At 62.3% G+C, this 12,078-nt stretch carries 11 protein-coding genes; 8 read left to right on the top strand and 3 right to left on the bottom strand.

All coding sequences use genetic code 11. The features are described 5' to 3' along the window. The first annotated feature begins 299 nt into the window (after positions 1-299). Together N826_RS15640 and N826_RS15635 are read left to right on the top strand one after the other, a co-directional pair. On the top strand, positions 300-638 hold the full coding sequence (locus N826_RS15640) for a hypothetical protein (RefSeq protein WP_147040646.1): 339 nt from the start codon (positions 300-302) through the stop codon (positions 636-638). A gap of 59 nt (positions 639-697) precedes the next feature. Then, a complete protein-coding gene (locus N826_RS15635; RefSeq protein ID WP_044430339.1) occupies positions 698-1,771 on the top strand; it encodes a hypothetical protein in 1,074 nt (357 codons plus the stop codon). A 234-nt stretch (positions 1,772-2,005) separates the two neighbouring features. Here N826_RS15635 and N826_RS45715 read toward each other — a convergent pair whose 3' ends face one another. Beyond that, positions 2,006-2,140 (bottom strand): hypothetical protein, encoded by a 135-nt coding sequence (locus N826_RS45715; RefSeq protein WP_280178464.1) that lies wholly within the window; start codon positions 2,138-2,140, stop codon positions 2,006-2,008. Positions 2,141-2,484: 344 nt separating this feature from the next. Here N826_RS45715 and N826_RS15630 point away from each other — a divergent pair, with 344 nt between their 5' ends. From N826_RS15630 to N826_RS15610, 5 genes are all read left to right on the top strand, one after another. After that, positions 2,485-3,036: an RNA polymerase sigma factor gene (locus tag N826_RS15630; protein ID WP_044430336.1), complete on the top strand. Its 552-nt coding sequence runs from the start codon at positions 2,485-2,487 to the stop codon at positions 3,034-3,036. A gap of 443 nt (positions 3,037-3,479) precedes the next feature. After that, the gene (locus N826_RS15625; RefSeq protein ID WP_052831357.1) at positions 3,480-4,661 is read left to right on the top strand and encodes a multicopper oxidase domain-containing protein; all 1,182 of its coding nucleotides are present in this window, start codon (positions 3,480-3,482) and stop codon (positions 4,659-4,661) included. 122 nt (positions 4,662-4,783) lie between these two features. After that, the gene (locus tag N826_RS40055; protein ID WP_169789357.1) at positions 4,784-5,854 is read left to right on the top strand and encodes a multicopper oxidase domain-containing protein; all 1,071 of its coding nucleotides are present in this window, start codon (positions 4,784-4,786) and stop codon (positions 5,852-5,854) included. 15 nt (positions 5,855-5,869) lie between these two features. Beyond that, positions 5,870-6,763 carry an SCO family protein gene (locus N826_RS40050; RefSeq protein ID WP_052831352.1) on the top strand — a complete coding sequence of 298 codons (894 nt, stop codon included), beginning with the start codon at positions 5,870-5,872 and terminating at the stop codon, positions 6,761-6,763. Between the two features lie 58 nt (positions 6,764-6,821). Next, a complete protein-coding gene (locus N826_RS15610; RefSeq protein WP_052831350.1) occupies positions 6,822-8,987 on the top strand; it encodes a cytochrome-c peroxidase in 2,166 nt (721 codons plus the stop codon). A gap of 70 nt (positions 8,988-9,057) precedes the next feature. On the opposite strand, the gene N826_RS15605 is transcribed toward N826_RS15610, so the two are convergent. Beyond that, positions 9,058-9,849: a 2-keto-4-pentenoate hydratase gene (locus N826_RS15605; RefSeq protein WP_044430334.1), complete on the bottom strand. Its 792-nt coding sequence runs from the start codon at positions 9,847-9,849 to the stop codon at positions 9,058-9,060. A gap of 84 nt (positions 9,850-9,933) precedes the next feature. Then, positions 9,934-10,488, bottom strand: coding sequence for a TetR/AcrR family transcriptional regulator (locus tag N826_RS15600; RefSeq protein ID WP_044430332.1), 555 nt, complete (start codon positions 10,486-10,488; stop codon positions 9,934-9,936). Positions 10,489-10,826: 338 nt separating this feature from the next. Here N826_RS15600 and N826_RS15595 point away from each other — a divergent pair, with 338 nt between their 5' ends. After that, positions 10,827-12,077, top strand: coding sequence for a paraquat-inducible protein A (locus N826_RS15595; protein ID WP_044430329.1), 1,251 nt, complete (start codon positions 10,827-10,829; stop codon positions 12,075-12,077). Position 12,078: the final 1 nt, after the last annotated feature.

Raw genomic sequence — 12,078 nt, 5'->3', positions numbered from 1 at the left:
CGTCAGAATCACGATATCGGACCGATGCCATGCCTACGGACTTTATCACCTCCCAATACCTGACCTTTTGCACCTCTTCATTCAGCTCAATCGTCTCGACCTTGAACTGCCACTGGCTGCCATAGTAGAGCAGCGATTTGCTACCGACTGTGGAGATTAGCCAGACCGCTCCATGACTAAAGTAATTCATTTTTTTACCAAAGAGGTAGCCTTTAAATTTTTTTCATGTTCTAGGAATAAGCTTCGCTAACGGCCGTCAGGTCTCCAGAAATGCTGTAACGGGGTTGGGAGGCTACGTGATGCTACGAATTTTCGGACCGGCTCTCGCTGTTCTTGCCTTATGGACGACGATCCCGGCACACGCTGCACAGGATGTCAGTCAGCGCAAGATGATAGACAAGACCTGCACCACCTACCAGGGCGAAGTTCATCGCCCGAAGTTGGGCTACATGACAAAAGGCGACCAGCACCGGCTGAAGTCGGAACAGCGCCTTCTGACGGTCGCCCGCATGGTGCACAGCGACCTGAACACGTATTACAATGCCATGAGCGGCGGCGCGGTCGAGGCTCCTGTGCTCAATATAGTCCGCAGCAGCAAGCGTCTCGGCAACAAGGGCTGCATGCCCATTCCGCGCTGAACCACCGCCGTCTCGATCCCGGTCTAATTGTACCGACTGATTGCCAGGAGTTTTTTGGTATGAAACTGCGCGCCTTGATGCTCGCCACCGTGGCGGCTGCCTCCCTCTCGTCCCCCGCTCTCGCCCAGATCGTCTCCGAAGTCGAAGGCAAGGTGTCGGAACTGGTTCCCGCCGGTATCGCAGGCACCGTGCCCGGCGATCCGACCCATCACCTGAAGGTGTTCAACACCAAGGTCGTCATGAGCGACAACACCTCGATCTCGACCCCGACCAGGGAAGATATCTCGCTCCCCACCCTGACCACCTGCAACAACGCCAAAATCCCCGGCTTCGCCAAGCGCCCGGCCGGAGGATCGATGTTCGGCGGCACGGCAATCGTCACCGGCACCTCGCTCGGCGGCGGTTACGTCAACGCCGAGACCGCGTTCTTCGAACCGGCCGAAAACGTCCTGCTCGGTCAGGTCACCAGTGTTCCGGTCGTTAACGGGGAAACAGTGAACGGTAAGCTGGAGATCGACGGTACCGAGATCATCGTAATCGGCAAGAAGCGCGGCGAGCAGTTCCCGCCCCCGATGGATGGCGCTACGGAGATTTGGAACCCCTGTTTCCCCGGTAAGGGTGTCAAGAACGCCTCCTTCATCGACATTCCTCCGGACAAGCTGATGAAGGACACCGAAGCCGCCGCCGAAGGCTGGTTCGGTGATGACGGCAAGTTCTACGCCTTCCTGATCGAGGGCAATGGGTCGGCCGGGTATCAGCCGCTCGCTGTCGGCGCGTTCCGCGCCCAGTGCCGCAACCGGGGTGCCGGGCGGGGCCTGGAGTGGGAAATTCGGGGCGGCGTCGGCCACCCCGTCAACATTGCCGGGTCGCTCTCTATCGGTCAGACCGTGGCCGGACGGGGCTATGTTCCGTACGGCATTCCCACGGTCAATCCCCTGGTCGATCCCGGCGATGCCCGCTACGGCACCTTCCAAATCCGCGCCGATCTGATCGATAACACGGTCACCGCCTGCCCGGCCACCGTGCTCATCCGCTACCAGCCGACCGCTGCGGTGCAGCCACCCCCGGTCGATAACGAGGCGCAACCGCTTCAACGATTCGTGCAGGTCCGGATGGCCGTGGATGCCCGGTAAGCGATCCGCTCGGGAAAGGAGAAGGGGGCTTGCGAGCCCCCTTTTCTTATGTCCCCTTGGCTTCCCACAGGTCCACGTCGCGCACATCCATCGATAAGTTGACTCCGAGCCCGACCAGCTTCTTCATGCCGCCACGATACGCGCGGACGGAAAGGCTCGTTCGGAATCGAAAACAACGTCAGGCCTCTTCAGCCCAATATCCGACGTTACTGACCAATCAAGCTTACAATATTTCTAGCATCGTCCGCCGCCGGGACCGACATTGATCCCGAGAGTCACATCATCCTGCGCTTGGCGGCGCAGGCTGCGCACGTCGCCAAGGATCAGACGGTTCCACTGGGGGTTGAACAGATTTTCACGCCTCCGCATTCGATACGGTTCCAATTCGCCGACTATCCGAGTCCTTGACGAAGATCCCTTCACGAACAAGTCCATCGTCTATGAACACGTCGAAGCAGGTTACTAATAGTCGTCATTGTTCAACCCATCCTCACAAAGAACCAATCCAAGATCTTCAAGACCATTTTTCATGATTTGCTGGGCAATTCAGCCTATAGCTATATACGTTCGACATTAGTTTCATTTAAAACAAAACCAAAAAGTTATACGCATTTTTTTCAAGTTGATCTGAAGGCCGATACTCGATGATAGTTTGGGTGTTTGAAACATCCAGCGGCAGCAAAATTTTATGTCGCATATCAACGGGACCTCAGATGAGCGCGCTGGCCTTGCAGGATGACTTACATACCCTCACCAAGCTGATACCCGAGCTTCACAGGTTCGCGCGGTCGCTCACCAGATCGGTCGATGCCGCGGACGATCTCGTACAACGGGCCTTCGAACGCGCACTCATGCACCAGGACTCCATTGCCGCCATCGAAGAGCCGGCGGGATGGATGCGCAGCATCATCAGAAACCTCTGGATAGATGAAAAGCGCAGCGCGCGGGGACGCTTGTCGTCGCCTTTGGAAAATGACCAGCACGTTGCGGCCGAGGACACCGAGCGAACGGTGATCGCCCGGACCACATTGGCGAAGGTCCGTTTGGAAATCGCCAATCTTTCGGAAGATCAGAGGACCGCTCTCATGCTGGTCTGCGTCGAGGGGCAGAGCTACCAGGAAGCCGCGGGACATCTTCGCATACCGATCGGCACGCTGATGAGCCGCCTCTACCGTGCCCGCGCGGAACTCGCCCGCCGTGTCGGACATACCACAACTCATCTATGCAGCCTGCATTTCCTGTGGAACTTTACCGCTTTGATCTGAACGGAAACGCTATACAGCGCAGGCACGCCTGCGCCCGGTTGCCTCCAATGGCGCCAAATCGCAGCAAAAAACATCGACTCCCTTCTGCCACTCCTATCTCTTAGTATTAATACCGACAAATTTGGGAATTTTTCATTTTCCGCTACGTCCCTGTCATGAAATTACCAAGGAGACCAAACACAGCAAGCCCGCCAAACATAACCCCCCAAATTCTGTAGATATTAACATGCTGTTACTTTCAGTGATCGTCTTTTATTGATCACTCGAATTGTATTAGCGAACTTTCAGCATGCATTTTCTTTTCTATATACCGCCTACCTCGACAAGCACTTCCCGTAAATAAAGCAATCACTGCCAACTCGATCGGCTGACGCATGGGTGTCCACCGGAAGGATTCCCTGATTGCTCACGCTTGACGTTATGAACAATAGGAGTTCCGTACCATGCGAAGGCGTGAATTCTTGCGATATGGAGGCGCATTTGCAGCCTTCACCGCGGTATCGACCTCCTTTCCCTCTTTCTCCGCGGCACAGACGACCGATCCCGCCGACGCCCCCACCGGCGAAGAAGCCGATTTCGACTTGGAGATCGTCGATGTCGACGTGGAACTGATCGACGGCAGCGTCGTCCCGATGTACGCCTTCGCCCATGCCGGCAAGACACCCACGATACCTGGTCCCATCTTGCGGGTGAAGCAGGGCGACACGGTCCGGATCGACATACGGAACTCCAGCTCCAGGAGCCATGGGTTTCAGATCCTCGGCCAGGACAATGCCTCCGCCTCCGGCCTCGACCCAAGCGACGGCGATGGAGAAGACAAGGCCAGGATCGAATTCGTCGCGACGAAGCCCGGAACCTACTTCTACGTCGACGGCGACAACATGCCGATCAACCGCGTGCTGGGATTGCACGGGGCGCTCATCGTCGAGCCGAAGAACGGATTTGCGGACGGCGCCGCCAAGAAGAAGCCGATGCCTTACGCTCCCGCATCGTCCGCCTCGATCAAGTCGCTATTCGGCGCCTTGGGAGAAGCGGCGATCGGCGGCAAGCCGGCCCGGTTTCCCGGCAAGGCTTGGCAGGCCGGCCGGGAATACATCTGGATATTCAACCAGATCGATCCCGTGCTGTGCCGCCGGGTCGCCGCCGGTGAAAACTTCTCGGCGTCGGATTTCCAGGAACAGTTCCATCCCCGTTACTTCACGATCAACGGCCTGTGCGGCCTGGACTCCGCGCACGACAAGGCGACCTGCCCCACCGGCAACACGGGTGAGCCGGCGCTGCTGCGTACCATGAACGCCGGCTTGGCGACCCACTCGCCGCATATCCACGGCAACCATGTCTTCGTGCTGACCCAGAGCAACGCCAACGGCGTGCCCGTCTATCAGCAGGACCTGTTCGAGCACGACGTCTGGCTGATGCCGCCGATGATGGTCAAGGATGTCCTGCTGCCGTTCACCGCACCGCCGGACATACCGCCTGCCCCCTGGAGAATGTCCCAGGAGAAGTATCCGCTGCGCTACCCCATGCACTGCCACAACGAGATTTCCCAGACCTCCGCCGGCGGTTCGTACCCGATGGGGCTGGTGACCGACTGGCACATAGACGGGCCGCTGGCGACCAGCTGAAGCCTTGCCGCGGGGAGGCTGGCGCCGGAATGGGGGCCTCCCGGCATTTCACCGAGACGACGACGCAATGGGCCACGCCGGCAACGAGACGCTGAGCCCTGCGTGCCCTGGAGATGCTGACCATGACGACGATTTACAGGCCGATCTCAGATCCGCTGGAATACGACACCTTCGGCTGCCATCCCTTCGAGAACGACCCCGCCACTCCCGACCGGACGACGCGGCAGGTCTTCTTCCAGCGGCAGGTGGCCGACTGGAACGTCGACATGAAGGACGGGTCGCAGCTGCAGTTCTGGGGCTTCAAGGATCCCAACGTTTCCGGCAGCGATTCCCCCTGGCCGTCGAAGATCATCAGGGTCAAGCAGGGCCAGATATTCCATTGTGAGTTCAAGCCGACCAAGGGCGCCCACACGATCCACTGGCACGGCATCGAACCCACCCCAATGAACGACGGGGTCGGTCACACCTCCTTCGAAGTCAAGAGCAGCTATACCTACCAATGGTGCGCCCATCAGGCCGGCACCTACCTTTACCACTGCCACAAGAACACCGTCCTTCACTTCGAGATGGGCATGTACGGGGTGCTGATCGTCGATCCCGTCACGGCCAGCCCGGACAGCGGCAATCCCAAGTACCTGTACGACCCCTACGACCGCGCCTCGACCACCGAAGCGCCGGGCATAACCGTCGGCGCTCCCTATGCGGCGGAATCCATACTGGTCTTCGACGACGTCGATCCGGTGTGGCACAAGCTGGATCACAATGCCGGCATGTGCGGCGACGACGTCGGGCTCGACAAGTTCGATCCGCGCTACTTCCTGATCAACGGCGTCCATAACGGCCTTACCCAGATCGACCGGCGAACGACGACGACGACCACGGCCGGCAAGAACGTCCTGGTGCGCCTCGCCAACGCGTCCTACAGCCGGCTTCACGTCACGCTGGACGTCGACGCCTGGATCGTTGAGGTCGATGGCCGTCCCTTGAGGACGAACGTCGCGAAGGGCGCCTTCGCGAAGCCGAAGCTGCTCCCGAAGGGCACGAGGCTGGAAGTCGCCGTAGCGCAGCGTTACGCGCTCTGGATCCCGAAGATCCCGCGCGGGGACTACAGGATCACCGGCAACTTCCACCACTGGATCACGAACAAGAAGCATTTCGACGGCCAGGCCGTCGCCAAGATCATCGCCACCTGACGAAGGCTGCCGGTCATGCACAAGAAAACTCACCTGCATTCCATCGCGCGGGCCGCTGCCTTGTCCGGCCTTCTGCTCTGCGGATCGGCCATGCCGTCGATCGCGGCATCGGGACACGAAGGACACGGCGAAGGCGTTCCCGCTGAAAAGCCGGAAGGCGGTCACGGATCCGGATACGGCGCCCACGGAGGATGGCCCGAGCCGGGCACGCTGGGCGGCGACTTCAGCCTGACCGACCACACCGGACGGAAGGTCACGCTGGAGGATTTCAAGGGCAAGGCGACCGCCTTCTATTTCGGCTATACGCAGTGCGGCGATATCTGCCCGATCATCGGCACAAAACTAGGCATGGCGGCCGACCTGCTGGGCGATAAAGCCGATCAGGTCAACATCGCCATGGTCAGCGTCGACGACCGTAACGACGGTCCGGAGCAGCTTGCGGCCTTCGTCGCCAAACAGCATCCGCGCCTGATCGGATTGTCCGGAACCCGCAAAGAGATCTACGACGTCGCCGCCCGGTACCGGGTGCGCCGTGATTACGTAGCTCAGAACCAGGTGGCCAAGGAAGGCCACCAGCAGGAAAGCGCGGGTGCCTCGGCATCCGAGGAATCGCACGGCGGCCACGGCGGTCACGGTGGCCATGCAACCCCAGCCGCCCCGCCGGAGCACGAGCAAGCGCCGGTCCCACGGACGCAGGCCGCCGTTGCCGGCACCGACGCGGCGCCCGGCAAGCGGATCCTGATCCGGTCGGCCTCCGACGATGCGACGCGGCTGCACAACATGGCGATGGCGCACACGACCCACATCTACCTGCTGAACAGGAATGGCCAGGTGGTCCGCTACATCTATCCGAGCCTGACGCCCGAGCAACTTGCCAAGCGCCTGTCCGACCTGATCCAGGACGGCTGACCTCCGGGGACGCAGCGACGCCGCGCGCCCGATGACTGTTCAACAAGGAATTCTTCTCATGGGTAATGCACTGGTTCACCGGGCGTTTTCAAGTTCGGCCAAGCTCCTCGCAGCTACCGCCATGATCGCCCTGTGGTCGATCCCTTCGGCAGCACAAACGGCGCCCACCGATTTGGGAGCCGGCGAGATCGAGATCATCGACGACATCGAAGAGACCGAACCCGAAGACGAGGTCATCGACGCCGCCGAGCCCGACGAGCGTCCGCTGGAATCCCTCAAGGGCAAGGCGCCGCCCCTGCCCGACCTTACCGGGATCATCAAGAACAAGTCCTGGGCGCAGGCCGCCGGCAAGGCGCTGTTCTGGGATCAGCAGCTCGGCAGCGACACGGTCGCCTGTGCAAGCTGTCATTTCCGCGCCGGCGCCGATCCGCGCGTCACCAACCAGCTGAACCCCGGCCTGAATGCTGGCGACAAGACGTTCGGTTCCAGCGCCGGCACCGGCCTGATGGCGTCGGGTCAGCCCGCCGGCCCGAACATCACGCTCAAGCCGGAAGACTTCCCGTTCCGCAAGCTGCTGAACCCGAACAACGCCAAGAGCCAGGTTCTCTTCGATACCAACGACGTTTCGGCATCGCCGGGGACCTATGCCGGCGACTATATCGGCACCATCGAGCGTCCGAAGCAGCGGCCGAGGGCGACCAACACCGACCGCTGCAAGATGACCACCGACGAGGTGTTCAACATCGCCGGCCATGGAACCCGCAAGGTCGAGCCGCGCAATACGCCCAGCGTCATCAACTCCGTGTTCTATCACCGCAACTTCTGGGACGGCCGGGCCAACAACCTGTTCAGCGGCGTCGGCGTCTTCGGCCGCCGCGACATCCGCAACGATCCGGCGGCGCGGCTCCTGGTCCTGAAGCCCGACGGCAGCGTGGCCTTGCAGAACGTCCGTCTCGACAACGCCAGCACGGCATCGCAGGCCGTGGGGCCGCTGCTCAGCGACTTCGAGATGTCCTGTACCAGCCGCGCCTTCGCCGATATCGGCCGCAAGATGATGGCACAGCAGGCGCTCAAGCTTCAGGCCGTGCATGTGGAAGACAGCCTCTTCGGGGTCGGCAGCCCGATCGGCGACATCGTCAGCGCATCCCGGATCGGCTTGAAGTACACCTATGCGGACATGATCCGGCAAAGCTTCGCCAAGCGCTTCTGGGCGGCGCCCGGCCGCTACAAGTTCGTCACCGACGCGGATGGATCGGTCGGCCTAGCGAACGACCCGGCCGGCTATACCCAGATGGAACTGAATTTCCCGCTGTTCTTCGGCCTCTCGGTCATGCTGTACGAGGCAACCCTGATTTCCGACGACAGCCCGTTCGACCGTGGACAGCTGACCGCGCTTCAGAAACGCGGCAAGGAGCTGTTCGAGGGCAAGGGCAAGTGCATCGCCTGCCACGACGGCCCGCTGTTCTCCAAGGCGGCCCATGTCTCCCATGACGGCAAGCAGCCCAAGCTGGTCGAGCGCATGGCCATGGGCGACGGCAAGACGTCGCTCTACGACAACGGGTTCTACAACATCGGCGTCCGGCCGGTTCAGGAGGACCTGGGCGTCGGCGGTACCGATCCGTGGGGCGCACCGCTGTCCTTCTCGAAGCAGTGGGTCCTGGGCCGGAAGGCCGACTCCTTCCTGGTCGATCCCTGCTCCTTCGACGTGCCGTTCCCGGGTCAGGAAACGGTCGGATGCAGCGGCGGCGCCGTTCCGTCCGGGATCAACCTGCGCGACGAGCGGCTGGCCGTGAACGGAGCCTTCAAGACCCCGACACTGCGCAACATCGCGCTGACGCCGCCCTACTTCCACAACGGCGGGCAGGCCACCCTTCAGCAGGTCATGTCGTTCTATAACCGAGGCGGCGACTTCAGCAGCCCGACCAAATCCCCCGACATCACGCAGCTCGGCCTGACGGCGGGCGAGCAGGATGCCCTGGTGGCCTTCATGCAGTCGCTGACCGACGAGCGGGTCCGCTGCTCGCGGGCACCCTTCGACCATCCGGAACTGCTGATCCCGGACGGTCACAAGGCCGATACGGTCAAGAAGGACGGCCGGCTGGCCGACCGCCTGCGGGTGCTGAACGCAACCGGAGCCGCGGGCTATCCGGCCAACCGCTGCCCCGCCAACACCGGCAACCTCTTCGACATGGCCCGCAACATCAACGGCTTCCCGATCAAGTAGCCGGTACGGAACGAACCCGCTGCCGGACGGCGATCGCGTCCGGCAGCGGGTTCGGCCATGGGACAGGACCTTACTCGGTGAACCGGACCGTTACCCGCCCGAGAGGCCCGAAATCAGCCTCGACCTCGTCACCGGGAACCAGAGGGATCGGCGTCATGCAGGTCCCGGTGGTCACGACCTGTCCGGCCTTCAGCACGATGCCCAGCACCGACAGTTCGTTGGCAAGCCATGCCAGTGCGACCCTGGGATCTCCGAGCACGTTTTCGCCGCTGCCGGTCAGGGGAGTTCCGCCGTTGACCGTGGCCTCCACCGGATAATGGGCAAGATCCAGCGAGCGCCAGGGCACCCCGGCGGCATGCCCGAGCACGAAGAGATGGGCACAGGCATTGTCGGCAAGAAGCTGCGCCTCGCCGGCGTGGACGAAATCGTCGAAACGGGAGTCCGGCACTTCGATCGCGGGATGCAGGCTTTCGACCGCATCCAGTACCTCGTCCACGCCGTAAGCGGTCGAGCGGGGCACGAGATCGCGCGCCATGCGGAAGGCAAATTCCGGCTCCGCCACCCGCATCGCGTTGCCCGCCAGCGAAAGATGGGCACCGTCGCCGAACGCCTTCTCCCTCAGCAGCCGGCCCGCCATCGGACCGTCCACGCCGATATGGGCCTGCCCCGCCAGACTGGTAGCGGCGATCTTCCAGCCGTATAGGGGCTCGTCGGTCCTGTGTTCCAGAAGGGCCTGTATCGCATAGCCTTCGGCACGCGTGGACGGCCGCATCCGTTGCGGCAGCGCCGTCATGCGGCGGCCATCCTGCCAATGGTGAAACAGCAGGTCCGACGCTCCATGGGCATGATTTTCACTGAGCATTGCTTTTTCCCCCCAACCTTTTGCCGGTTCTTTTCTTGCGACGGAATATGCCAGAAAGCACAGGCCGGGTCACTGTTCCCGACCTCACCGCTTCCTGATCCCTTCGGTGAGCAGGCTGATGACGCGGGCGACCAGGATCTCGCGCTCTTCCGCCGTCCGGCCCCGCAAGGCGCCGCTGAGCATGGGGGCGGCAAGAACGATATCGCGCGGCGTCAGGTCGGGCCGGCACAAGCCGGCCTGAACGGCGCGCCGGATGGGGCTTTCCAGGATGGAACAGGCCCGGGCCAGCGCCCGGTTCAGGAAGGCGCCGGCCTTTTCGTCGCGCTGCGAGCTGTCCCAACAGTAATTGACGAAAGCCAGCTCGGTGCTGGCTCCCTCGCACAACAGGGCCAGCAGGTCGAACAGGGCGGTATCGGACTGCTCCATGCCTGTCACGGCGGCTTCCAGCTTATCGATCGAACGTTCCAGCATCGCTTCGAGCATGGAGCCGCGATCCGGAAAATGCCGGAAGAAGGTCGTACGCGAAATGCCCGCATGCTCGGCGACCTCGTCGAGAAGGGGTATCGATCCGGTCGCCCTGAGGAGAGAGCTTGCCGTCTCGATGATTGCGATGCGATTGTTGAGGGCGTCCGAGCGCAAGAACCTTCTCTCCTGATGCCATACTTGGCGGCAAGCCCACTTCACTTGAAACTTTCCCGCGCCGTACGGCCGACAAACGACGAACACGGATTGGCCTTTAGCCTGCCGCTTCGTTCTGTGCCATATTCCCCGGCAAGCCTCCTTGACTGCAACCGCGCCGATGTGGAATCCACCCTGCCCCAACGATCTCGATTGGCCGACCCCATGGTCTCGGATGCCGAGCATGCCTCGGAAACCGCGAATGACACACGGCATATACGGAACCCTAAGTCCCACTTAGGAGTTATGCGGGAGCTTTCATTCCAGCATGATCGCGCACCGAAGACGGGACGATCCTGATGCCGACACACTCACACGCAGTCCTGCCGGGACGGCCGCTCATGGCCTGCCCCGACTGCGGCTTGCTTCACGCGCTGCCCGACATGTCGGTCGGTGAGAAAGTGGCGTGTTCGCGGTGCGGCGCGTCGCTTTACACCAAGCATGCCTATGGCCTGCATGCCACCGCCGCCCTGTCCTCGGCGGCGCTGATCCTGCTGGCGGTTGCGACGATGTTCCCGCTCTTGATCTTCGAGCTGGAAGGGCGGGAGCAGCCCGGCGGCATCCTGAGCAGTGCCGAAGCCCTATGGAACGTGGGATATCCGATCCTGGCGGTGCTGGTCTTCTTCACCGTCCTGGCGGCGCCGCTGCTGAAGATCCTGGCGACGCTCTATGTCGTGCTGCCCCTGCTGGCGGGCCGCCCGGCGCCGGCGACCGCGCGCGTTTTCCGGTTGCTCGACCATCTCAGGCCCTGGGCGATGGTAGAGGTCTTCCTGCTGGGCCTGATCGTCGCCTATGTGAAGCTGTCGGACATCGCCACGGTCGAGATCGGCCCGTCGCTGTTCGCCCTTGTCGGCTTGATGGTGACGATGACCTGGGCGGAGGCGGTGCTGGACCCGCTCGACGTCTGGGACCGCCTCTCGCCGCAGATCAGGGCCGGCGGCATGACGGGTGCGGCACCCGAGCGGCTGGTCCGCTGCCACGCCTGCGCCCAGCTGACGGAGAGCGGGCACGGGCCATGCCCGAGATGCGGTGCCGCACTGCACCGGCGGAAACCCGACAGCTTCCACCGCACCGCCTCCCTGGCGGTGGCAGCGGCGATCCTGTACGTTCCGGCCAATCTGCTGCCGATCATGACGGTCGTGTATTTCGGCTCGGGCGAGCCGGACACGATCCTCTCCGGGGTCGAGACCCTGATCGCGGCGGGCATGCTCCCGATCGCGCTGCTGGTCTTCTTCGCAAGCATCGCGGTGCCGGTGCTGAAACTGGCCGGGCTTGGTTACCTGCTGCTGTCGGTCCGGCGCCGCTCGACCGTGCGCCTGAAGGAGAGGACGCGCCTGTACCGCCTGATCGAGGGGATCGGCCGCTGGTCGATGGTCGATATCTTCATGATCTCCCTGCTGACGGCGCTGGTCCAGCTGGGTGCCATCGCCACGGTCCAGGCGGAGCTCGGCGCGGTCGCCTTCGCCATGGTGGTCGTCGTGACCATGCAGGCGTCGCATGCCTTCGACCCCCGCCTGATGTGGGACGCCGCCATCCGAAGGGAGAGTTGAA

Source organism: Skermanella aerolata KACC 11604 (genome assembly GCF_000936425.1).
Taxonomy (GTDB): Bacteria; Pseudomonadota; Alphaproteobacteria; order Azospirillales; family Azospirillaceae; genus Skermanella; species Skermanella aerolata.
This window is presented reverse-complemented; position numbering and strand designations above follow the sequence as displayed.